Source organism: Pseudescherichia sp., from assembly GCF_032052675.1.
In the GTDB taxonomy this organism is placed as follows: domain Bacteria; phylum Pseudomonadota; class Gammaproteobacteria; order Enterobacterales; family Enterobacteriaceae; genus Pseudescherichia.
The window spans coordinates 221,864-243,246 of sequence record NZ_DAMBWA010000001.1 but is presented as its reverse complement, the minus strand read 5'-3'; the positions used below and the strand labels follow the sequence as shown (position 1 = coordinate 243,246).

The following is a 21,383-nucleotide window of genomic DNA, read 5'->3' as shown; positions in this document are numbered from 1 at the left end:
ACCGGGTTTTGTTATTTTATGGCTTTTTAAACTTTATAAAATTCGCGATACCACTCCACGAAGTTTTTCACCCCCTCTTTGACGGAGGTTTGCGGTTTAAAGCCAATCACGTCATACAGCGCCTGGGTATCGGCACTGGTTTCCAGCACATCACCTGGCTGAATCGGCAGCATATTTTTTTCTGCTTCAATACCCAGTGCCTCTTCCAGCGCCGTGATGTAGTCCATCAGTTCAACCGGTGAGCTGTTGCCGATGTTATAGACACGGTAGGGCGCAGAACTGGTTGCCGGGGAACCGCTTTCTACCGTCCAGCTGGTGTCTGCCTGCGGAACCACATCCTGAAGGCGAATAATGGCTTCAGCAATATCATCGATATAGGTGAAGTCACGCTTCATCTTGCCATAGTTATAGACGTCAATGCTTTTACCTTCGAGCATCGCTTTGGTGAATTTGAACAGCGCCATGTCCGGGCGGCCCCAAGGGCCGTAGACGGTAAAGAAGCGTAGGCCGGTGGTCGGCAGGTTATAAAGATGGGAATAGGTATGCGACATCAGTTCGTTGGCTTTTTTGGTCGCCGCATAGAGTGAAACCGGGTGATCAACCGAATCGTCAGTGGAGAAGGGCATTTTGCGGTTCAGGCCATACACGGAGCTTGAAGAGGCATAGAGCAGGTGCTGTACCTTGTTGTGGCGGCAGCCCTCCAGTACGTTCAGATGGCCTACCAGATTAGAATCGGCATAAGCATGCGGGTTTTCCAGCGAGTAGCGCACCCCAGCCTGGGCGGCAAGGTGGATAACGCGGTCGAACTTCTCTTCAGCGAACAGTGTCGCCATTTCTTCACGGTCTGCCAAGTCAAGCTGACGAAAGGTAAAGCGTCCATTTGCAAGGTGATCGAGGCGCGCCTGTTTCAGGTTCACGTCGTAGTAATCATTCAGGTTATCAATGCCAATGACCTGATGCCCGGCGTCGAGCAGACGCTTGCTGACATTTGAGCCGATAAAACCTGCCGCGCCGGTTACCAAAAATTTCATATCGATCCTCATTAATACTTTATCTTGCGGGTACTTGAGAGTACCGGGATGGCGGCTATGATAACGTGCCAGACACGGGTTACCAAACCAATCTTTTCGATATAACAGACCGTATTCCTATAGAAAATTCTACAGCAGACGATACACTACATAAATAAATCTCTTTTTTGCGCTTTTTGCCGTTAAGGATCGTATGACGCAAAGCAACAATAACGTGGTCAGCAGAAGCAGTGACCCGGAACAGATTGATTTGATTGATTTAGTAATGCAATTGTGGCGGGGTAAGTGGACAATTGGTGCATTTATCGTCGTTTTTATTCTTCTTGCTGTAGCCTATTTGTTCGTTGCCAAGGAGAAATGGACCTCGACGGCGATTATTACCCAGCCTGATGCGGCGCAGATTGCGACCTACAGCAACGCGCTGAATATCATCTACGGTGGCGCGGCCCCGAAGATGCTCGATGTTCAGGACCGGGCCATCAGTCGTTTTAATTCTGCTTTTAGTGCCCTTTCCGAAGCGCTAGATAACCAGGACGTACCGGAAACATTAACCATTGAACCCACCGTGAAGGGGCAAAACCTGCCGTTAAACGTCTCTTACGTTGCTGAATCGGCGGACGCGGCGCAAAAGCAGCTCGCTCAATATATTCAGCAGGTGGATGAGCAAATCGCGAAAGAGCTGGTGGTTGACCTTAACGATAACATCAAGCAGCAGCTTAAGACCCTTAACGACTCCATAGAAAACATGGAGACGGTGGCCCAGGAGCAGAAAGATCTGCGTATGAAGCAGATTGCCGAGGCGCTGAAATATGCCGAGGCGGCCAAAGTGACCACGCCGCGGATCCAGCAGACGCAAGACGTCACACAGGAAAGCATGTTCCTGTTAGGCAGCGATGCGCTTAACTCCATGATGGAGAATGAAGCGTCTCGTCCGTTAACTTTCTCCACTGCCTACTACCAGAACAAACAGAATATGCTGGATATCGAGAAGCTGAAACTCGACCCGACAACCATTCATGCTTATCGTTACGTTATGAAGCCGAACCTGCCTGTTCGTCGCGATAGCCCGAAAAAAGCCATTATCCTGATCCTTGCTGTGCTGCTGGGCGGGATTATCGGCTCCGGGGTAGTACTGGGGCGTAACACGCTGCGTAACTACCAGTCACGCGTCTGATGGCGCTGCGCTATTTGCCGGGCGGGTAAGGTGTCAGCCGCCACCCGACATCAAGCGACCCGATCAGCACTGTATCCTACAAAAAAAGACCGGTCTTCCCCGGTCTTTTTTATTTATGCCGCTTACGCAGATTTTCGATGACCGTCGTCATATCCAAATCCTGATCCTGCAGCAGCACCAGCAGGTGGTAGATTAGATCGGACGCTTCGTTAGTCAGCTCTTCGCGGTCATGAACGGTCGCGGCAAGGGCGGTCTCAACACCCTCTTCACCCACCTTCTGCGCAATGCGCTTGGTACCGCTGGCATAGAGCTTCGCCGTATAGGAGCTGGCAGGATCGGCGCTTTTGCGCGCCGCCAGCAGCTGCTCCAGCTGGTAGAGGAACAGCCATTGATGGCTCTTCTCTTCACCAAAGCAGCTGGTAGTGCCGGTGTGGCAGGTCGGCCCGACGGGGTTGACCAGCACCAGCAGCGTGTCGTTATCGCAGTCCGGCGTGATGCTGACCACGTTAAGCACGTTACCGGAGGTTTCACCCTTGGTCCACAGGCGCTGCTTGGTGCGCGAGTAGAAGGTGACCAGTCCGCTCTCTTCGGTTTTCGCCAGCGCCTGCTGGTTCATATAGCCCAGCATTAACACTTCACCGGACACCGCGTGCTGGATCACGGCAGGCAGCAGCCCATCGGTTTTAGTCCAGTCCAGCAGGCTGCGTTGTTGCTCTGTTAACATATCCTTATCTCCACGCCCTGCAGTGCCAGGTACGCTTTTAGTTCACCAATATTAATAATTTGCTTGTGGAAGACGGAAGCGGCCAGCGCGCCGTCCACATCAACGTCCCGGAAGGCTTCCAGGAAGTGCTCCATGGTTCCCGCACCGCCGGAGGCGATCAGCGGAACATGACATACTTCGCGCACCTTTTTCAGCTGCGTCAGGTCATAACCGTTGCGCACCCCGTCCTGGTTCATCATGTTAAGCACAATCTCACCCGCGCCGCGCTTCTGTACCTCCTGCACCCAGTCCAGCGTCTCCCAGGTGGTGACGCGGGTACGGCTCTCGTCGCCGGTATACTGATTAACGTGATACTTGCCGGTGGCTTCATCAAACCAGGTGTCGATGCCGATCACGATACACTGCACGCCAAAGCGGTCGGCGAGCCGGGTAATCAGCTCAGGATCGGCCAGCGCTGGCGAGTTGATGGAGATCTTGTCCGCGCCGAAGGAGAGGATCTGCGCCGCATCGTCAACGGATTTAATCCCGCCTGCCACGCAGAAGGGGATATCAATGGCTTCCGCTACCCGGGAGACCCAGCTCTTATCCACCACGCGCCCATCGCTGGAAGCGGTGATATCGTAAAAGACCAGCTCATCTGCGCCTTCCTCGGCATAGCGCTTTGCCAGCGGCACGATTTCGCCGATGATCTCATGGTTGCGGAACTGTACGCCTTTTACCACCTGGCCATTGCGCACGTCCAGACAGGGAATTATCCGTTTTGCCAGCATTGGATCGCCTCCGTTACGTTAAATTTGCCTTCCAGCAGCGCCCGGCCAACGATCACGCCGCGTACGCCGGTACCGCGCAGGGCGGCGATGTCCTGTAGCCCGCCGATGCCGCCAGAGGACTGGAAGGCGATCTGCGGATAACGCGCGCACACCTCTTCATACAGCGAGACGTTGGAGCCCGCCAGGGTACCGTCGCGGGAGATATCCGTGCACAGGACATGCTTCAGGCCAACGGGCTGATAAATTTCAATAAGCTCCTCCAGCGAAACGCCGGAGTTCTCCTGCCAGCCGCTGACCGCGACCTGCTTTACGCCCTCGGCGTCAATGCGCACGTCAAGCGCCAGCACCAGCGCCTCTGCGCCGAAACGCGTGAACCAGCCCTTAACGGTCTCCGGAGATTTTACCGCGGTCGATCCGACCACCACACGGGCGACGCCCGCCGCCAGCAGCGCGGCAACGTCCTCTTCCGTACGGATCCCGCCGCCGACCTGCACCGGCACGTTTACGCCAGCCACCAGGGTTTTAATCAGCGGGATCTGCCGCTTAGCCGGATCTTTCGCCCCGGTGAGATCAACCAGATGCAGCACCTCTGCGCCCTCGGCAGCATAGCCCTGCAGGCGGGTCAGCGGATCGTTACCGTAGTCGCGCTGCTGCGCGTAGTCACCCTGATGCAGGCGTACTACCGTGCCATCAATTAAGTCTAACGCTGGAATAATCATTACATCTCCAGGAAGTTTTTCAGCAGCTGCGCGCCCGCCGCGCCAGAGCGCTCCGGATGAAACTGGACGCCGTAGAAGTTATCCTTCTGCACGGCGGCAGTGAAGGGCGCGCCGTAGTGGCACTGGGCGATGGTCTGGGCGTTCACCGGCATGGCGTAGCTGTGCACGAAGTAAAAGTAAGCCCCATCCTCAATGCCGCGAAACAGGCGATCGCCCGCTTTCGGGTAGACGCGGTTCCAGCCCATATGGGGCAGCGGCAGGCCGACGTCCTCCATCTTGACCACCGGCTCATCAATAATCCCCAGCAGCTCAACGCCGTGGGTCTCTTCGCTGCGGCTGCCCAGCAGCTGCATGCCGAGGCAGATCCCGAGCACCGGCTGGGTGCAGGCTCTGATCAGGTTGACCAGATCGCGCTGGTGGATCTGATCCATTGCGGCCTGCGCCGTACCCACCCCGGGCAAAAAGAGCTTATCGGCGCGCAGCACCACGTCCGGATCGCGGCTTACCACCGGCGCGTAGCCGTGGCGGGCAATCGCGGATGTCACCGAGTGCAGGTTGGCGCAACCGGTATCGAGGATCACCACGTTCATTACAGCACTCCTTTAGAGGAGGGAAGGGTATCGCCTTCCACACGGATCGCCTGGCGCAGCGTACGGCCAAAGGCTTTAAACAAGCTCTCTACGCGGTGGTGATCGTTTTTGCCCTTGGTTTTCAGGTGCAGGGTGACGGCCATCGTGTAAGAGAGCGAGCGGAAGAAGTGCTCAACCATCTCAGTGGTCAGGTCGCCCACGCGCTGGTAGGTAAACTCGGCCTTGTATTCAAGGTGCGGACGTCCGGAGATATCCAGCGCGCAGCGGGCCAGGCACTCGTCCATCGGCAGAACAAAACCAAAGCGGTTGATGCCGCGCTTGTCGCCGAGGGCCAGCTTCAGCGCCTCGCCGAGCGCAAGGCCGGTATCCTCTACGGTGTGGTGATCGTCAATATAGAGATCGCCCTTCACCTGAATCTCCATGCGGAACCCACCGTGGGTGGCAATCTGATCCAGCATGTGGTCAAAGAAGCCAACGCCGGTGTTGATCTTGCTGCCACCTTCACGATCCAGCCACACCTTCACGTCAATCTGCGTCTCTTTGGTCTTGCGCTCGACGTGGGCATAGCGATCGCGTTTGGTCAGCCGATCGCCAATGGCGCGCCAGTTAAGCGTCTCGCGATCGTAGCGCAGGCCAGTGATGCCCATGTTTTCGGCCAGGGTCACGTCTGTCATCCGATCGCCAATCACATAGCTGTTGGCTTTGTCCAGCGCCTCGTCAGCGAGGTAGCGCTCAACCAGCTTGACCTTCGGCTTGCGGCAGTCGCACTCGTCGGCGGGCAGGTGCGGACAGATCAGCACTTCATCAAAAACTACGCCCTGGGAGGTGAAGATCTGCATCATCAGGTTGTGCGGGCCGGTAAAGTGCTCCTTCGGGAAGCTGGCCGTACCCAGCCCATCCTGGTTGGTGATCATGACCAGCTTAAAGCCTGCGGCCTGTAGCTTCAGCAGCACCGGAATAGCGTCTGGCTCAAAGGCCAGTTTTTCAAAGCTATCGACCTGGAAGTCGCTCGGCGGCTCGCTAATCAGGGTGCCGTCACGGTCAATAAAAAGGTACTTCTGGCTCATACTTGCTCCGCACGTAGGGCGTCGATGACGCGCTGGCTCTCTTCCCGGGTGCCGATGGTGATCCGCAGGCAGCCGCTTAAAGAGGGTTGTTTGTTCTGGTCGCGTAGAATAATGCCCTGATCCCACAGGGATTTAAATACTGCACTTGAGGCAGTCATACGCACCAGAATATAGTTGGTTTCTGAATCAAACACCGTTTCCACGCAGGGAATGGTGCGCAGCTGCTCAATCAGGTAGCGGCGTTCATTAAGGATCTGCGCCACACGTCCCTGCATGGCATCAATGCCCGCCGGGGAGAGCGCCTGGGCGGCGATCTCCGCGACCGGCGTCGAGAGCGGGTAGGGGGCAATCACCTTCAGCAGCAGGGCGATAATCTCCTGGCTTGCCAGGGTAAAACCGCAGCGCAGGCCGGCGAGCGCAAAGGCTTTCGACAGGGTGCGCAGGATCACCAGGTGCGGATACTCTGCCAGCCAGCCGCTGAGCGTCGCCTGCGGGCAGAACTCAATGTAGGCCTCGTCGGCAATCACCAACGCTTTGCCACGGGTCATCTCTAACAGGGCACGCATATCCTGCGGGTCGATAATCTGCCCGGTTGGGTTGTTAGGGCTGCACACATAGATAAGCTTCACCCCGTCGAGGGCGTCGGCGATGCCGTCCAGGTTGAGCTGCCAGCTCTCCAGCGCCGGAACGGTGCGCGCCTCGACGCCGAAGGTCTCGGCACTCACGCTGTACATGCCGTAGGTCGGCGGGCAGTAGAGCACTGCGTCCTTGCCCGGTTCGCAGAAGGCGCGGATCAGCAGCTCGATACCTTCATCCGCGCCGCGGCTGACCAGAACCTGCTCCGGCTGCACGCCAGCATAGCGGGCGTAACCCTCAATCACTGCTTTCGGCTGGCACTCCGGGTAGCGGTTGAGCGACTGCTGGGTCAGCTCAAAGGCCACCGGGGTAGGGAATTCGTTGGCGTTCAGCCAGACGTCGCCTTTACCGCCCAGGCGGCGAGCAGACTGGTAGGGCGTCAGGTTTCGCACGTTCTCGCGCGCTAATTCTTCGATGCTCATGCTTGCTCCTTAAGGGCGTTAACGCGCAGGGTAACGGCATTCTTGTGGGCGTGCAGGCGCTCGGCCGCCGCCAGGGTCTCAATGGTCGCCGCCAGCGCGGAGAAGCCCTCGCGGGAGAGCTCCTGCACCGTCATGCGCTTCTGGAAATCCGCCAGTCCGAGGCTTGAGCAGGTGGCGGTATAGCCATAGGTCGGTAGCACGTGGTTGGTCCCCGAGGCGTAGTCCCCCGCCGACTCTGGCGACCAGTCGCCGAGAAACACCGATCCGGCGCTGGTGATGCCGTCCACCAGCGAACGTGCATCGCGGGTCTGAATAATCAGGTGCTCCGGGCCGTAGGCGTTAGAGATAGCCACGCATTGAGCCAAATCCTGTGCGACGATCAGGCGGCTGGCGGCCAGCGCCTGGCGCGCGGTCTCGGCGCGGGGCAGCTCGGCCAGCTGGCGCTCAACGGCATCGGCGACCGCGGCGGCCATCTGCGCGTCCGGCGTGAGCAGGATCACCTGGGAATCAGGGCCGTGTTCGGCCTGGGAGAGCAGATCCGAGGCGACGAAATCCGGCGTTGCGCCGCTGTCGGCAATCACCAGCACCTCGGAAGGCCCGGCAGGCATGTCAATCGCCGCCCCGTCCAGCCGCTGGCTTACCTGGCGTTTCGCTTCGGTCACAAAGGCGTTGCCTGGGCCAAAGATCTTATCCACTGAGGGGATGGATTCGGTGCCAAAGGCCAGGGCGGCAATAGCCTGCGCTCCACCGACCTTGAAGACCTCCTGCACGCCGCAGAGGCTGGCGGCATAGAGGATCTCATCGGCAATCGGCGGCGGCGAGCAGAGCACCACCCGCTGGCAGCCCGCGATGCGCGCCGGGGTGGCCAGCATCAGCACCGTTGAGAAGAGCGGCGCGGAGCCGCCGGGAATATAGAGACCCACGGAGGCAATCGGACGCGTCACCTGCTGGCAGCGCACGCCGGGCAGCGTTTCCACATCCACAGGCTGGAGCTTTTGCGCCTGGTGGAAGGTATCGATGTTCTTCACCGCCACGGCCATTGCCTGCTTGATATCGTCCCCCAGGCGGGCACTGGCGTCGGCGATCTCCTGCGCGGTAACCTTCAGCGCGCCGACCTCGGTTTTATCAAATTTAGCGCTGTACTCGCGCAGGGCATCGTCGCCGCGCGCTTTAACGTTGTCGAGGATCTCCACCACCGTGCGGGTGATGCTCTCCGAGGCAGAGATAGCCGGGCGCATCAACAGATCGCGCTGCCGATCGTCGCTACATATACTCCAGTCGATAATGGAATTAAAGCTCATAATCGTTTTCCTTTTTGCCGGATGGCACGTTGTTTATCCGGCCTACAAGACCTGTAGGCCCGGTAAGCGCAGCGCCACCGGGCACATTAAAACTGCTGTTACTCCATCATCTTCTCAATCGGCAGCACCAGAATAGAGCTGGCCCCCAGCGCCTTCAGCTTCTCCATCGTCTCCCAGAAGAGCGTCTCGCTGCTTACCATGTGCATCGCCACGCGCTGCTGATCGCCCGCCAGCGGCAGAATGGTCGGACGCTCGGCACCCGGCAGCAGGGCAATCACCTCTTCCAGACGCTCGGTCGGGGCATGCATCATGATGTATTTTGATTCGCGGGCCTGAATGACGCCCTGGATACGGGTCAGTAGCTTGTCGATCAGCTGCTGCTTGGCCGCAGGCATTTCGCCGTCGCGCTGAATCAGGCAGGCTTTAGAGCGGTAGATGACCTCTACCTCACGCAGGCCGTTGGCCTCAAGGGTCGCCCCGGTCGAGACCAGGTCGCAGATGGCATCGGCCAGGCCAGCGCGCGGAGCCACTTCGACGGAGCCGTTCAGCAGGCAAGATTTAAAGGAGACGCCTTTCTGATCGAGGTAGCGCTTCAGCAGGTGCGGATAGGAGGTGGCGATACGTTTACCGTCCAGCGCCGCCGGGCCATCCCACGGCTCGTCAACGGCAGTAGCCAGCGACAGGCGACAGCCACCGAAATCGAGGCGGCGCAGGGTAAAGTAACGCGGGTCCTCGCCCTGAGCGCGGCGGGTCAGCAGCTCCTCTTCCAGCACGTTCTCGCCGATAATGCCGAGATCCACTACGCCGTCCATAACCAGCCCAGGAATGTCGTCGTCACGCACGCGCAGAATATCGATAGGCATGTTCTCTGCCAGCGCAATCAGGCGCTGAGTGTGCAGATTGATTTTAATGCCGCAGCGGGCCAGCAGTTCGCGAGAATCATCGCTTAAACGGCCAGATTTCTGCATAGCTATGCGTAAACGGGAGTTATCTAACATTCTGCTTATCCTCTTATCCTGCCTGAATTAGGTTCAAAAAAAAGCCCCTGGAAGAGGATCTTCCGGGGGCTTTTTCATGCGTTCATGCACCACTGGAAGATCCAAACGTCTTCCAGCACACATCGCCTGAAAGACTAGTCAGGATGATGGTGATGATGGTGGTGTTTAAATTGAACGCGTGTCATAAAATTTCCAATGAATGCTTATTCATGTCTTGTCAGTTAACCTAAACCACTTTGCCCGCTGAAAGCAAGGGCTTTTTTTCAACATTAAATCATTTCATCTTGCTTCCTGAATTGTCAGTTGCGCTTGCCTGGCGTAGCCTTAATCCTAACGTATGAAAGCCGGGAGAATTAAGGATGAAAAAAGTCGCGATTGTCGGTTTAGGCTGGCTGGGGATGCCGCTGGCGCTCTCGCTGCAGTCAAAGGGCTGGCAGGTTACCGGCAGTAAAACCACCCAGGACGGCGTCGAGGCGGCGCGCATGTGCGGTATTGAAAGCTACCCGCTGAAGCTTGAACCGGAGCTGGTGTGCGACGCCGACGATCTGGAAGCGTTAATGAACGTAGATGCGCTGGTGGTCACGCTGCCCGCCCGGCGGAGCGGCAGCGGGGACACCTTTTATTTGCAGGCGGTGCAGGAGATTGTCGACAGCGCGCTGGCGAGGCGTATTCCGCGCATTATCTTTACCAGTTCAACCTCGGTATACGGTAATGCAGAGGGCAACGTCAAAGAGAGCACGCCGCTGCAACCAGTGACCCAAAGCGGGCGTACCTTAAAAGAGCTGGAGGAGTGGCTGCACAATCTGCCGGGTACCTCGGTGGATATTTTACGCCTTGCCGGGCTGGTCGGGCCGGGCCGCCATCCGGGCCGCTTCTTTGCCGGTAAAACCGCCCCTGACGGAGGCCACGGCGTCAATCTGGTGCATCTGGAGGACGTTATCGCCGCGATTACGCTGTTATTGCAGGCGCCGAAAGGGGGGCATATCTACAATTTATGCGCCCCCCGACACCCGGCGCGATCCGAATTTTACCCGGTGATGGCACGTCAGCTGGGCCTCGAGCCGCCGCTGTTTACCGAGAGCGGAGCCGGCAGCAAAGGCAAGCTCGTTGATGGAAGCCGCATCACCAATGAATTAGGGTTTGAATACCAGTACCCCGATCCGCTGATCATGCCGATGGAGTAGGGGCAGCAGCCTGGGGACTGATCGCATACCCTATGGGGCGAACATGAAACCATTGCTGGATGTTCTCGTTATCCTTGATGCCCTCGAAAAAGAGGGCAGCTTTGCCGCGGCCTCGGCGAAGCTCTACAAAACGCCCTCCGCGCTGAGCTACACCGTGCATAAGCTGGAGAGCGATCTCAACATCCAGCTTCTTGACCGCAGCGGCCATCGGGCAAAATTTACCCGTACCGGCCAGATGCTGTTGGAGAAGGGGCGCGAGGTGCTGCATACGGTGCGCGAGCTGGAGAAGCAGGCTATTAAGCTCAACGAGGGCTGGGAGAACTATCTCACCATTGGTGTGGATGATACTTTTCCCTTCTCGCTGCTGCTGCCGCTTATCGACGTCTTTTATCAGCAGCACAGTGTCACCCGGCTAAAATTTATCAACGGCGTGCTGTCCGGCTCGTGGGAGGCATTGATTCAAGGGCGAGCCGATATTATCGTCGGCGCGCTGCACGACCCCCCTCCGCTAAGCGGATTTGGCTTTGCCCGCCTCGGCAGCCTCGAGCAGGTATTTGCCGTAGCCCCCCACCATCCGCTGGCCCAGGCGGCAGAGCCGCTTGCCCGGCGAGAGATCAAACGCCACCGCGCTATCGTAGTGGGGGAGGCGAGTCCAGGCTGTTCGCGTTCCCAACTGCTGCTGGAGGATCAGGAGGCGATCGCCGTTTTTGATTTTAAGGCTAAACTGGATCTGCTCATTGGCGGTCTTGGCTGCGGTTATCTGCCACGCTACCTGGCACAGCTTTTTTTGAACAGCGGTGCGCTGGTAGAGAAGCGGGTGGTCGCGCAGATGCCAGCCGAACCGGTATGGATTGGCTGGAATGAGCAGACTGCAGGGCTGGCAAGCGGCTGGTGGTGCACGGAAATTTTAGCAAGTAGTGCGATCGCTGGCGTTTACGATTCGGTGAGTGGCCGTGAATCAGGCATGCGTTAAAAAAGAATGGCCTGATGGTGGTATACCATCTTGTCATCGCGCCTCACTTTGGGGCAAAATATGTCGCCTGCAAAAAATGACACTAACCGACGTTAAACGCGTCGGTTATTTTTTTGCATCAAAACGTCATTTAAAACCAAGAGGCCGGGCTTCGTACCGGATAGATACACATTTAAAAACCGACAGTCGTTGTCGCTGAGGAAAGAAACAAAATGGGGCAATTTTTTGCTATTGCGACGGCATTCGCCGTAATGGGGGCTGACCATGTCGCATAACGTTACTCCAAAAACCTCTCGCGTGGAACTGCGTAAATCGCTTACGTTGATTCCGGTTGTTATGATGGGTCTTGCCTATATGCAGCCGATGACGCTGTTCGATACGTTCGGCATTGTCTCTGGTCTGACCGATGGTCATGTCGCGACCGCGTATGCGTTTGCGCTGGTGGCTATTCTCTTTACTGCGCTGAGCTACGGTAAACTGGTGCGTCGTTTCCCGTCTGCTGGCTCAGCCTATACCTATGCCCAGAAATCCATTAGCCCGGCCGTTGGCTTTATGGTGGGCTGGTCGTCGCTGCTGGACTACCTGTTCATGCCGATGATCAACATCCTGCTGGCTAAAATCTACTTCGAAGCGCTGGTGCCCAGCGTGCCGTCGTGGATCTTTGTGGTGGCGCTGGTGGCCTTTATGACCATCTCGAACCTGCGCAGCATTAAATCCGTTGCCAACTTCAACACCCTGATCGTTATTCTGCAGATGGGTATTGTGGCAGCTATCGTCGGTCTGATTGTTTATGGTGTAGCGCACGGCGAAGGCGCGGGTACGCTGACCAGCACCCGTCCGTTCTGGTCAGAAGGCGCGCACGTAGTGCCGATGATCACCGGTGCGACCATTCTGTGCTTCTCGTTCCTGGGCTTCGACGGCATCTCCTCTCTGTCGGAAGAGACCAAAGACGCCGAGCGCGTGATCCCGAAAGCGATCTTCCTGACGGCGCTGATTGGCGGCCTGGTCTTTATCGTGGCCTCCTACTTCCTGCAACTCTACTTCCCGGACATCAGCCGCTTCAAAGATCCTGATGCGTCGCAGCCGGAAATCATGCTCTACGTGGCGGGTAAAACCTTCCAGTTCGGCGTGCTGATCTTCTCGACCATCACCGTACTGGCTTCCGGTATGGCGGCGCACGCGGGCGTTTCTCGCCTGATGTATGTGATGGGTCGCGACGGCGTATTCCCGAGCCGCTTCTTTGGCTACGTGCACCCGAAATGGCGTACCCCGGCCTGGAACGTGCTGCTGGTTGGCGCGATTGCTCTGCTGGCGATTAACTTTGACCTGGTCACCGCGACGGCGCTGATCAACTTCGGTGCGCTGGTGGCCTTCACCTTTGTTAACCTGTCGGTGATCTCGCAGTTCTGGATCCGTGAGAAGCGTAACAAGACGCTGAAAGATCACTTCAACTTCCTGATCCTGCCGCTGTGTGGTGCCCTGACCGTGGGCGCGCTGTGGCTGAACCTGGAAGAGAGCTCAATGATTCTGGGCCTGATCTGGGGCGGTATTGGTCTGGTCTATCTGGCCTGCGTGACCAAAAGCTTCCGCAACCCGGTTCCGCAGTACGAAGACGTTGCGTAATGCGCTAAGCCGTAAGTAAAAAGAGAAGCCAGCTGAGAAGCTGGCTTTTTTTATGCGATGCTGGATGTCAGAGAGTAGGCCGGATAAGCGCAGCGCCATCCGGCGGTGTCGCTCATGTCGGGCGGCGGCTCTGCCTTGCCCAACCTACGATCTTTATTCACACGATTTCTTGCGCATACTGATAGAGCGCTTTAATCAGGGCCAGCTTCTCGCTATCGCCTGCGTGCTGCTGGTAAAGCGCCTCCAGCTCCTCCGCCCATGCCTGCAAGAACTCCGGCGTAAAGACGTTACGGCGATGCTGGAGCCAGCGCTGCTGCTCGTTCTCATCCAGCGTGCCGGGGAAATTGCGCGCCCGGTAGTTAAACAGCAGCTTCTCAATGCGCTTGTCGGCAAAGGTGATATCCAGCGCCGGCAGGTTTTGCGGATCGGTCGCCAGTATGATTTTCATTGCTGCGCGATCGGCATCGCTAAAGAAGCCATTGTATAGCTGGGCGTCAACGTTTTCCGAAGGTACAAACGGCTCTGCTTCAGCAAAGATAGCCAGCACTTTCTCCCGAATCACTGGGTTATCGCGCAGGATCTGCAGGTTCGCCAGGCAGGCTTGGCGGTTAATACCCAGCCGATCGGCGTCTTCTGGACGCAGCGTATTCGCCTGCGCCAGCACCGGGCACTTATTAAGATGCACCAGCTTCACCGGTACGGCGGACTCATCGCCCAGATCCGCCTTAGGCGTATAGAGACGCTCGCGCAGCGCGTCGGCGTCCAGTTCCAGCAGAGGAGACATATCCCCGGCCAGATCCACCATGATCACTGCGTTTCGGTTCTCCGGGTGCCAGGCCAGCGGTGCAACCCAGCTGGTATTGCCCCGGTCGGCGCCGAACATGCCGGAAACATGCACCAGCGGTTTCATCTGCGGCACATCGATCAGCGTGGTCAGCTTCTGTTTGCTGCGGTAGGTGTAGAGGTAGTTAAACAGCTTGGGCTGGCGGGCTTTGACCAGCTGTGCCATAGCAATGGTGGCGTAGACATCCGCCATCGCGTCGTGGGCATTACTGTGCTCGATGCCGTTAGCCTGCGTCAGGTGCTCCAGGCGGAAGCTTGGCAGGCCATCATCGTTTTCCGGCCAGTTGATACCTTCCGGCCGCAGGGCGTAGCAGGCGCGCATCACGTCCAGCAGATCCCAGCGGGAGTTGCCGTGCTGCCAGCTCCAGGCATAGGGATCGTAGAAGTTGCGGTAGAAAATATTGCGCGTGACTTCGTCATCGAAGCGGACGTTGTTATAGCCCACCACGCAGGTCTCCGGCACGGTGAAGATGTCGTGGATCCGCCTGGCGAAGGCGGCTTCATTATCTCCTTTTTCCCGGGCGAGCTGCGGCGTAATACCGGTGATCATCACGGCTTCCGGCTGCGGCAGATAGTCATCGGCAGGCTGGCAGTAGAACACCTCCGGCTCGCCGATAGGCGTAAACGCCTCGTCGGTACGGATCGCGGCGAACTGCGCCGGCCGGTCTAGCGACGGGCTGGTACCGAAGGTCTCGTAGTCGTGAAAAAGAAAAGTGGGCTGCGCAGCGGAATCTGACACCTGAAATCGTCCTGTTGTTGTATGTCCTCTTTATGGTAAACCATGCTGCCTGCTAAGCAGAAATAAAAGCGTTATTTTTACCTGTACTGCGTAGCGGCTTCCGTCTCTCTCCCTCTTTGTCACATTTGTTTGCAATTGTTCCAGGACCCGACACAACATTTTCCGTAAAAAGGTCAGCTCTTTTGTACGACCTTAAGGATATCCTCTTGAAACGCCGTCTGTTTATTGCCGCTTCCCTCCTTGCTGTTTGCGTGAATTCTGCACTGGCTGCCGATCTCTCTTTCGCTGTACAGCCTCCGCAGATCCAGGCCGGTGCCTGGGTATTAATGGACTACACCACGGGGCAGATATTGACCGCAGGCAATGAACATCAGCAGCGTAATCCAGCAAGCCTGACCAAGCTGATGACCGGCTACGTGGTTGACCGCGCTATTGATAGCAAGCGCATCACGCCGGACGATATTGTTACCGTTGGTAAAGACGCCTGGGCGAAGGGAAATCCGGTATTTGATGGCTCCTCGCTGATGTTTATCAAGCCGGGGGATCGCATTTCGGTGCGTGACCTCAGCCGTGGCCTGATCGTTGACTCTGGCAACGATGCCTGCGTAGCGCTGGCGGACTATGTCGCTGGAGGACAGCCGCAGTTTGTGAAGATGATGAACAGCTACGCGCAGAAGCTCAACCTGCGCGATACCCATTTTGAAACTGTCCACGGCCTGGATGCGCCGGGCCAGCACAGCTCGGCCTACGATCTGGCCGTGCTCTCTCGGGCCATCATCCACGGTGAGCCTGAGTTCTACCACATGTATAGCGAGAAGAGTCTGACCTGGAACGGCATTACCCAGCAGAACCGTAACGGCCTGCTGTGGGATAAGTCGCTTAACGTCGACGGCCTGAAAACCGGCCATACTTCCGGGGCTGGCTTCAACCTTATCGCCTCCAGCGTCAATGGTCAGCGGCGGCTGATTGCGGTGGTGATGGGGGGTGAAAGCCCGAAAGGACGTGAGGAGCAGGCGCGTAAGCTGCTGCACTGGGGTGATGACAACTTCGATACCGTGCAGATCCTGCATAAGGGAAAACAGGTAGGGAACGAGCGCGTCTGGTACGGTGACAAAGAGAAGGTAGCGCTGGGCACGGATCGCGACTTCTGGCTGGCGCTGCCGAAGTCCGATCTGGACCATATCAAAGCTAAGTACGTGCTAAGTAGCCATGAGCTGGAAGCACCGATGCCTGCAAACCAGCAGGTAGGCGAAGTGGAGCTGTACGATAAAGACAAGCTGATTGCCCGCTCACCGCTGGTGACCCTGGAAGCGGTCGAGAAAGGGGGGATTTTCTCCCGGATGAGCGACTACCTGCACCACGTTCTGTAACGATCTGCGGGCAGGCTGGCAACTCTGCGAGTCTGCTCGCATACTGAACAGGCAAAGGGTGACACTAAACCCTTAATAAGAGAGAGTGTATATCCATACAGCAATCATCGCGGAGGCAGCATGGACTACAGTATCAGACAGCTTGATAAGCGCATCATTGCCGGGTTTCATCTGGTAGGACCGTGGGAAAAGACCGTTAAGCAGGGTTTTGAGCAGCTCACCCTCTGGGTGCAAACGAAGAATCTACAGCCGCAGGAGTGGATCGCCGTCTACTACGATAACCCTGACGAAGTGCCACCGGAGAAGCTGCGTGCCGACACGGTCATTTCGGTTCCTGAGGGCTTTACCGTACCGGAAAACAGCGAAGGCGTGATCCTGAGCGAACTGCCCGGCGGCCAGTACGCCGTCGCCCGGGCGCGGGTCTATAACGAAGAGTTTGAGAAAACATGGGATCTCTTTTTTGACAGCCTGCTTCCGGATGCCTACTACCAGATTGCTGCCCGGCCCTGTTTTGAGCGCTACCTGAATGCGGACAATAGCAGCGGCTACTGGGACGTTGAGATGCACATTCCCGTTGAGCCTAAATCACTGTAAGCACAGGCTTGCTGTTGATGATGAAGGTCTGTTTAACTGTTTTGCTCAATGAATAACTATTTTTAACGGGGTTTTCAGTAACAACACTGAGGCCCCGGCGCGAAAATTCGCTACAATTGCGCCTTTGTCGTTTTAGCCGGAGAGCGTGGTGCGCACCGACAAATCACTCAGCCCCTTTGAAATACGCCTGTATCGTCACTATCGCCTCGTGCACGGGGCCAGGATAGCGCTGGCGTTTATCCTCACCTTTCTGCTGGTGCGCCTGCTGGACATCCCGGAGGGGACATGGCCGCTGATCACCCTGGTAGTGGTTATGGGGCCGATCTCCTTCTGGGGAAACGTGGTGCCGCGCGCTTACGAGCGTATCGGCGGCACTATCCTCGGCTCGGCGCTGGGGCTGATTGCCCTAAAGCTGGAGCTGATCTCCCTGCCGCTGATGCTGCTCTGGTGCGCCGCCGCAATGTTTCTCTGCGGCTGGCTGGCGCTGGGCAAGAAGCCTTACCAGGCGCTATTGATCGGTATTACGCTCGCGGTGGTGGTAGGCGCCCCGGCAGGGGATATGAACATCGCCCTGTGGCGCGGCGGCGATGTGATCTTAGGCTCGCTGCTGGCGATGCTGTTTACCGGCATCTGGCCGCAGCGGGCGTTTTTGCACTGGCGCATCCAGATGGCAAACTACGTCACCGCCTTCAACCGAGTCTACCAGGCGGGCTTTTCGCCGAACCTGGTGGAGCGCCCGCGGCTGGAGAAGCATCTGCAAAACATCCTCAACGACGTGGTGAAGATGCGCGGTTTGATTGTGCCTGCCAGCAAGGAGACGCACATTCAGAAAGCGATCTTTGAAGCTATTCAGACCGTGAGCCGTAACATGGTGTGCATGCTAGAGCTGCAGATCAACGCCCACTGGGCGTCGCGAGCCAGCCACTTTGTGATGCTTAACGCCAGGACGATCCGCGAAACGCAGACCATGACGCAGCAAACGCTGCTCACCATCGCGCATGCGCTCTACGAGGGGAATCCGCAGCCAATCCTTGCCAATAGCGAGCGGCTTAATGAGATTGTGGCCGAGCTGCGGGAGCTGATTCAGCAACATAAAGATGAGACCCTGGCGGAAACCCCGATGCACGGCTACGTGTGGTTAAGCATGGAGCTGGCGCGGCAGCTGGAGCTGCTCTCGCATCTTATCTGCCGGGCGCTGCGCAAATAAGCCGCATCCGTAGGCAAATCAGCGGTAGGTTGTTTCGATTCAGCCTAATTTAGCGTTATGATATTTAGAGGGATAAAATCATTGTCATCAGCAACGGCTAAAAGTATGTTTACCCTACAGCGGTTGCTTTAACGAATCCGAATCTGATATTAGCAGGGGTGTAAAAATGGAAACTACTAAGCCGTCATTCCAGGACGTTCTGGAGTTCGTGCGTCTGTTCCGCCGTAAGAACAAACTACAGCGTGAAATTCAGGACGTTGAGAAAAAGATCCGTGATAACCAGAAACGCGTTCTGCTGCTGGATAACCTGAGCGACTACATCAAGCCGGGGATGAGCGTTGAAGCGATCCAGGGCATCATCGCCAGCATGAAAAGCGACTACGAAGACCGCGTAGATGATTACATCATCAAAAACGCTGAAATTTCGAAAGAGCGCCGTGAAATCTCTAAAAAGCTGAAGACAATGGGCGAGCTGAAGCACGCCGTTGTTGAAGCGAAAGACGAGTAACGCCTTCCGGCCGGATCTGGCATCGCCGCCATCCGGCCTTTACCCTCTCCTCAGCTCCTTCTTTACCTAACGGTTAGCCTACTGCTCGGCATGGATGGCATTGAGCAGGATATCCATCAGCCCCGGAAAGCGAGCATCGAGATCGTCCCGCCGCAGTGAGATCAGGTTTTCCCGGCCCTGCGGACGCTGCCAGATCACGCCGCTGTCACGCAGCACACGCCAGTGGTGGGTCATGGTCGATTTTGCCACGTCCTTGCGCAGTGACCCGCAGGCCTGCTCTCCTTCATCCGCCAGGGTTCTGACTATCTCCAGGCGCAGCGGATTTCCCAGCGCGAACAGTACATTTTCGAGGCGGATTTTTGCCCGATCGGGATGGCTGGCAATCATAGTGTTCCTGAGTCAATAAGCACAAATAGTGACCAGCAAGCTGGCTGACGCATACTATACCTAAACCCAACGGCGAGTGCTATGCGACCGCGGCAGCGAGATTATCTTCCATAACTATAGCTAAAATAGTTCGTATATACTCGTACAGTTGGACTATGATGAGGACGTTAAACCCAAATGGCCGCTCTGGCCGCTAACTGTCAAACTGACTAAGGACGCATCATGCCCCGACCCATCCCCCTCGAGCGCTATCGCAACATTGGTATTTCTGCCCACATTGATGCCGGCAAAACCACCACCACTGAACGGATCCTGTTTTACACCGGCATGAGCCATAAGCTCGGTGAAGTTCACGATGGCGCAGCGACGACAGACTGGATGGCGCAGGAGCAAGAGCGCGGAATTACCATTACCTCTGCGGCAGTAAGCTGCTTCTGGCCCGGTATGGACCGGGGCTTTGAGCCGCATCGGATCAACATCATCGACACCCCCGGCCACGTTGACTTCACCATCGAAGTAGAACGCTCTATGCGCGTGCTGGACGGCGCGGTAATGGTCTACGACTCCGTGGGCGGCGTGCAGCCGCAGTCGGAGACCGTCTGGCGGCAGGCCAACAAGTACCACGTGCCCCGGCTGGCCTTCGTCAACAAGATGGACCGCCCCGGGGCAGACTTCTTCCGCGTGGTACAGATGATGATCGACCGCCTGAAGGCGCACCCGGTGCCGATTGTGATCCCTATCGGGGCAGAAGAGCACTTCACTGGCGTGGTCGATCTTATCAAGATGCGGGAAATCATCTGGGACGACGCTACCCAGGGGATGGCGTTCAGCTATGCGCCGGTGCCGGACGAACTGCTGGCAACGGCAAAAGAGTGGCGTGAAAAAATGGTCTCGGCGGCGGCGGAGGCCAGCGAAGAGCTGATGGATAAGTATCTGGAAAACGGCGATCTGGAGGAGGCGGAGATCATCAGTGGCCTGCGTGCCCGCACCGTAGCCGGTGAGATCCAGCCGGTGCTCTGCGGCAGCGCCTTTAAAAACAAAGGGGTACAACGCGTGCTTGATGCGGTGGTCGAGCTGATGCCATCCCCGCTTGATATTCCCGCCATTAAAGGCGTGGATGAGAAGGGGGCGACTGCCGAGCGCCATCCGGACGATCGCGAGCCGTTCTCTGCTCTGGCCTTTAAGCTGATGACCGATCCCTATGTGGGCCAGCTCACCTTTATCCGCGTCTACTCCGGCGTGCTTAAAAAAGGCGACGCGGTGTGGAACCCGGTTAAGGGCAAGAAGGAGCGCATCGGGCGCATTGTGCTAATGCACGCCAACGACCGTCACGAGGTGGACGAGCTGCGGGCAGGGGATATTGCCGCCTGCGTCGGGCTGAAGGATGTCACTACCGGCGACACGCTTTGCGCTCCGGAGGCGGTTATCACCCTGGAACGTATGGAGTTTCCCGATCCGGTGATCTCCCTGGCGATTGAGCCGAAGACCAAGGCGGATCAGGAGAAGATGGGCATCGCCCTGCAGCGGCTGGCAGCGGAGGATCCCTCGTTCCATCTGCATACCGATGAGGAGTCGGGCCAGACCATCATCTCCGGCATGGGCGAGCTGCATCTGGAGATTATCGTCGACCGCATGCGGCGGGAGTTTGGCGTGGAGGCCAACATTGGTCGCCCGCAGGTCACCTACCGGGAGACGATCCGCAAAACGGTGAAGGATATCGAAGGCAAGTTTGTCCGCCAGTCTGGCGGTAAAGGGCAGTACGGCCACGTGGTGCTGACCCTGGAGCCGCTGGAGGGGGGCAAAGGCTTTATCTTTGAGGATGCCACCAAGGGCGGCGTCGTGCCCCGTGAGTTTATTCCTTCCGTGGAAAAAGGGCTGCGGGAGGCGATCAACAGCGGTGTGCTGGCGGGTTACCCGGTGGTGGATATCAAGGCGACGCTGACCTTTGGCTCCTACCATGACGTCGACTCCTCGGAGCTGGCCTTCAGAATGGCGGCGATTTTCGGCTTTAAAGAGGGGGCTAAGCGTGCCGATCCAGCCATTCTCGAGCCGATTATGCACGTGGAGGTAGAGACGCCTGAGGAGTATGCCGGGAACGTGATGGGGGATCTCTCTTCCCGCCGCGGCATGGTTCAGGGGATGGATGAGCGGTTGGGGAGCCAGATTATCCGCGCCGACGTGCCGCTGGCGGAGATGTTTGGCTACTCCACCACGCTGCGCTCAATGTCCCAGGGACGCGCCACCTACAGCATGGAGTTCCACCACTATGCAGAAGCGCCGCGTAACGTGGCAGAGAGCATTATTGCCAGCCGGGCAAAAACCGCATAACCGGCTAAATGACTCCCGCTAAACGCGCCCCGGCATGGCTAACCCTGCCGGGGCGCTCATTTTTTTCATTGCAGCGGTAAAATCGCTCAACTCAGTGATCTCCGCTGCAAATTTGTACAAGCGGGGTGCGCAGGCTCACTTTCCCACAGCTATGTTTAAGATTCTGGACGGTCCGGACACCGCGTAGCCCAGCCA

22 protein-coding genes and 1 other annotated feature are annotated in these 21,383 nt (G+C 57.4%); of the genes, 10 read left to right on the top strand and 12 right to left on the bottom strand.

Annotated elements, in window-relative coordinates:
* Nucleotides 1–26 precede the first annotated feature (26 nt).
* Nucleotides 27–1,031: an NAD-dependent epimerase gene (locus RTX96_RS01185; protein ID WP_312669888.1), complete on the bottom strand. Its 1,005-nt coding sequence runs from the start codon at nucleotides 1,029–1,031 to the stop codon at nucleotides 27–29.
* Between the two features lie 193 nt (nucleotides 1,032–1,224).
* Here RTX96_RS01185 and wzzB point away from each other — a divergent pair, with 193 nt between their 5' ends.
* Complete coding sequence (gene wzzB, locus RTX96_RS01180; protein ID WP_312669887.1) at nucleotides 1,225–2,205, top strand: LPS O-antigen chain length determinant protein WzzB; 981 nt, start codon at nucleotides 1,225–1,227, stop codon at nucleotides 2,203–2,205.
* A 109-nt stretch (nucleotides 2,206–2,314) separates the two neighbouring features.
* Here the strand turns inward: wzzB and hisIE are convergent, their stop codons facing one another.
* The 9 genes from hisIE to hisL all read right to left on the bottom strand — a co-directional run bounded on the left by hisIE (nucleotide 2,315) and on the right by hisL (nucleotide 9,617).
* Complete coding sequence (gene hisIE / locus RTX96_RS01175; protein WP_312669886.1) at nucleotides 2,315–2,929, bottom strand: bifunctional phosphoribosyl-AMP cyclohydrolase/phosphoribosyl-ATP diphosphatase HisIE; 615 nt, start codon at nucleotides 2,927–2,929, stop codon at nucleotides 2,315–2,317.
* Nucleotides 2,923–3,699 carry an imidazole glycerol phosphate synthase subunit HisF gene (gene hisF / locus RTX96_RS01170; RefSeq protein ID WP_312669885.1) on the bottom strand — a complete coding sequence of 259 codons (777 nt, stop codon included), beginning with the start codon at nucleotides 3,697–3,699 and terminating at the stop codon, nucleotides 2,923–2,925. Before hisF ends, hisIE begins: the two co-directional genes overlap by 7 nt.
* Nucleotides 3,681–4,418, bottom strand: a complete 738-nt coding sequence (gene hisA, locus RTX96_RS01165) for a 1-(5-phosphoribosyl)-5-[(5-phosphoribosylamino)methylideneamino]imidazole-4-carboxamide isomerase (protein ID WP_103819173.1) — start codon at nucleotides 4,416–4,418, stop codon at nucleotides 3,681–3,683. Before hisA ends, hisF begins: the two co-directional genes overlap by 19 nt.
* Nucleotides 4,418–5,008: an imidazole glycerol phosphate synthase subunit HisH gene (gene hisH, locus RTX96_RS01160; RefSeq protein WP_103819174.1), complete on the bottom strand. Its 591-nt coding sequence runs from the start codon at nucleotides 5,006–5,008 to the stop codon at nucleotides 4,418–4,420. Before hisH ends, hisA begins: the two co-directional genes overlap by 1 nt.
* On the bottom strand, nucleotides 5,008–6,075 hold the full coding sequence (hisB, locus tag RTX96_RS01155; protein WP_312669884.1) for a bifunctional histidinol-phosphatase/imidazoleglycerol-phosphate dehydratase HisB: 1,068 nt from the start codon (nucleotides 6,073–6,075) through the stop codon (nucleotides 5,008–5,010). The genes hisH and hisB overlap by 1 nt, the downstream gene beginning before the upstream one ends.
* Entirely contained in the window at nucleotides 6,072–7,133 is a 1,062-nt protein-coding gene (gene hisC, locus RTX96_RS01150; protein ID WP_312669883.1) for a histidinol-phosphate transaminase, read from the bottom strand. The genes hisB and hisC overlap by 4 nt, the downstream gene beginning before the upstream one ends.
* Nucleotides 7,130–8,434 carry a histidinol dehydrogenase gene (gene hisD, locus RTX96_RS01145; protein WP_312669882.1) on the bottom strand — a complete coding sequence of 435 codons (1,305 nt, stop codon included), beginning with the start codon at nucleotides 8,432–8,434 and terminating at the stop codon, nucleotides 7,130–7,132. The genes hisC and hisD overlap by 4 nt, the downstream gene beginning before the upstream one ends.
* A gap of 98 nt (nucleotides 8,435–8,532) precedes the next feature.
* Nucleotides 8,533–9,432: an ATP phosphoribosyltransferase gene (hisG, locus tag RTX96_RS01140; protein WP_103819178.1), complete on the bottom strand. Its 900-nt coding sequence runs from the start codon at nucleotides 9,430–9,432 to the stop codon at nucleotides 8,533–8,535.
* A 35-nt stretch (nucleotides 9,433–9,467) separates the two neighbouring features.
* Nucleotides 9,468–9,591 (bottom strand) — a sequence feature (His leader region).
* Nucleotides 9,567–9,617, bottom strand: coding sequence for a his operon leader peptide (gene hisL / locus RTX96_RS01135; protein WP_001364200.1), 51 nt, complete (start codon nucleotides 9,615–9,617; stop codon nucleotides 9,567–9,569). Its footprint overlaps the feature before it by 25 nt.
* 174 nt (nucleotides 9,618–9,791) lie before the next feature.
* Between hisL and RTX96_RS01130 the strand changes: the two genes are divergently transcribed.
* The 4 genes from RTX96_RS01130 (at nucleotide 9,792) to RTX96_RS01120 (ending at nucleotide 13,212) form a co-directional block, all read left to right on the top strand.
* On the top strand, nucleotides 9,792–10,616 hold the full coding sequence (locus tag RTX96_RS01130) for an SDR family oxidoreductase (protein WP_103819179.1): 825 nt from the start codon (nucleotides 9,792–9,794) through the stop codon (nucleotides 10,614–10,616).
* Between the two features lie 43 nt (nucleotides 10,617–10,659).
* On the top strand, nucleotides 10,660–11,589 hold the full coding sequence (locus tag RTX96_RS01125) for a LysR substrate-binding domain-containing protein (protein ID WP_312669881.1): 930 nt from the start codon (nucleotides 10,660–10,662) through the stop codon (nucleotides 11,587–11,589).
* A gap of 212 nt (nucleotides 11,590–11,801) precedes the next feature.
* Nucleotides 11,802–11,864, top strand: coding sequence for a membrane protein YoeI (yoeI, locus tag RTX96_RS20830; RefSeq protein WP_103819469.1), 63 nt, complete (start codon nucleotides 11,802–11,804; stop codon nucleotides 11,862–11,864).
* Nucleotides 11,854–13,212, top strand: a complete 1,359-nt coding sequence (locus RTX96_RS01120) for an APC family permease (protein ID WP_181016582.1) — start codon at nucleotides 11,854–11,856, stop codon at nucleotides 13,210–13,212. Before yoeI ends, RTX96_RS01120 begins: the two co-directional genes overlap by 11 nt.
* A gap of 157 nt (nucleotides 13,213–13,369) precedes the next feature.
* Here RTX96_RS01120 and sbcB read toward each other — a convergent pair whose 3' ends face one another.
* Entirely contained in the window at nucleotides 13,370–14,794 is a 1,425-nt protein-coding gene (gene sbcB / locus RTX96_RS01115; protein WP_312669880.1) for an exodeoxyribonuclease I, read from the bottom strand.
* Between the two features lie 200 nt (nucleotides 14,795–14,994).
* On the opposite strand from sbcB, the gene dacD reads away from it, so the two are divergent.
* The 4 genes from dacD (at nucleotide 14,995) to RTX96_RS01095 (ending at nucleotide 18,473) form a co-directional block, all read left to right on the top strand.
* On the top strand, nucleotides 14,995–16,164 hold the full coding sequence (dacD, locus tag RTX96_RS01110) for a serine-type D-Ala-D-Ala carboxypeptidase DacD (RefSeq protein ID WP_141092930.1): 1,170 nt from the start codon (nucleotides 14,995–14,997) through the stop codon (nucleotides 16,162–16,164).
* 120 nt (nucleotides 16,165–16,284) lie between these two features.
* Entirely contained in the window at nucleotides 16,285–16,758 is a 474-nt protein-coding gene (gene sbmC, locus RTX96_RS01105) for a DNA gyrase inhibitor SbmC (RefSeq protein WP_312669879.1), read from the top strand.
* A gap of 148 nt (nucleotides 16,759–16,906) precedes the next feature.
* The gene (locus tag RTX96_RS01100; RefSeq protein ID WP_312268150.1) at nucleotides 16,907–17,965 is read left to right on the top strand and encodes an FUSC family protein; all 1,059 of its coding nucleotides are present in this window, start codon (nucleotides 16,907–16,909) and stop codon (nucleotides 17,963–17,965) included.
* A 166-nt stretch (nucleotides 17,966–18,131) separates the two neighbouring features.
* The gene (locus RTX96_RS01095) at nucleotides 18,132–18,473 is read left to right on the top strand and encodes a DUF496 family protein (RefSeq protein ID WP_103819187.1); all 342 of its coding nucleotides are present in this window, start codon (nucleotides 18,132–18,134) and stop codon (nucleotides 18,471–18,473) included.
* Nucleotides 18,474–18,551: 78 nt separating this feature from the next.
* Here RTX96_RS01095 and RTX96_RS01090 read toward each other — a convergent pair whose 3' ends face one another.
* Nucleotides 18,552–18,860, bottom strand: coding sequence for an ArsR/SmtB family transcription factor (locus RTX96_RS01090; RefSeq protein WP_042389919.1), 309 nt, complete (start codon nucleotides 18,858–18,860; stop codon nucleotides 18,552–18,554).
* A 222-nt stretch (nucleotides 18,861–19,082) separates the two neighbouring features.
* Between RTX96_RS01090 and fusA the strand changes: the two genes are divergently transcribed.
* A complete protein-coding gene (gene fusA / locus RTX96_RS01085) occupies nucleotides 19,083–21,188 on the top strand; it encodes an elongation factor G (RefSeq protein ID WP_312669878.1) in 2,106 nt (701 codons plus the stop codon).
* Nucleotides 21,189–21,383 lie beyond the last annotated feature (195 nt).

What these genes read in the sequence shown, in the direction of transcription:
- hisC (WP_312669883.1), bottom strand. Translation starts at nt 7,133, where the DNA reads ATGAGCATCGAAGAATTAGCGCGCGAGAACGTGCGAAACCTGACGCCC.
- RTX96_RS01095 (WP_103819187.1), top strand. Translation starts at nt 18,132, where the DNA reads ATGGAAACTACTAAGCCGTCATTCCAGGACGTTCTGGAGTTCGTGCGT.
- sbmC (WP_312669879.1), top strand. Translation starts at nt 16,285, where the DNA reads ATGGACTACAGTATCAGACAGCTTGATAAGCGCATCATTGCCGGGTTT.
- RTX96_RS01120 (WP_181016582.1), top strand. Translation starts at nt 11,854, where the DNA reads ATGTCGCATAACGTTACTCCAAAAACCTCTCGCGTGGAACTGCGTAAA.
- RTX96_RS01125 (WP_312669881.1), top strand. Translation starts at nt 10,660, where the DNA reads ATGAAACCATTGCTGGATGTTCTCGTTATCCTTGATGCCCTCGAAAAA.
- hisF (WP_312669885.1), bottom strand. Translation starts at nt 3,699, where the DNA reads ATGCTGGCAAAACGGATAATTCCCTGTCTGGACGTGCGCAATGGCCAG.
- hisG (WP_103819178.1), bottom strand. Translation starts at nt 9,432, where the DNA reads ATGTTAGATAACTCCCGTTTACGCATAGCTATGCAGAAATCTGGCCGT.
- wzzB (WP_312669887.1), top strand. Translation starts at nt 1,225, where the DNA reads ATGACGCAAAGCAACAATAACGTGGTCAGCAGAAGCAGTGACCCGGAA.
- RTX96_RS01090 (WP_042389919.1), bottom strand. Translation starts at nt 18,860, where the DNA reads ATGATTGCCAGCCATCCCGATCGGGCAAAAATCCGCCTCGAAAATGTA.
- hisA (WP_103819173.1), bottom strand. Translation starts at nt 4,418, where the DNA reads ATGATTATTCCAGCGTTAGACTTAATTGATGGCACGGTAGTACGCCTG.
- hisB (WP_312669884.1), bottom strand. Translation starts at nt 6,075, where the DNA reads ATGAGCCAGAAGTACCTTTTTATTGACCGTGACGGCACCCTGATTAGC.
- hisH (WP_103819174.1), bottom strand. Translation starts at nt 5,008, where the DNA reads ATGAACGTGGTGATCCTCGATACCGGTTGCGCCAACCTGCACTCGGTG.
- hisD (WP_312669882.1), bottom strand. Translation starts at nt 8,434, where the DNA reads ATGAGCTTTAATTCCATTATCGACTGGAGTATATGTAGCGACGATCGG.
- hisIE (WP_312669886.1), bottom strand. Translation starts at nt 2,929, where the DNA reads ATGTTAACAGAGCAACAACGCAGCCTGCTGGACTGGACTAAAACCGAT.
- RTX96_RS01130 (WP_103819179.1), top strand. Translation starts at nt 9,792, where the DNA reads ATGAAAAAAGTCGCGATTGTCGGTTTAGGCTGGCTGGGGATGCCGCTG.
- RTX96_RS01185 (WP_312669888.1), bottom strand. Translation starts at nt 1,031, where the DNA reads ATGAAATTTTTGGTAACCGGCGCGGCAGGTTTTATCGGCTCAAATGTC.
- fusA (WP_312669878.1), top strand. Translation starts at nt 19,083, where the DNA reads ATGCCCCGACCCATCCCCCTCGAGCGCTATCGCAACATTGGTATTTCT.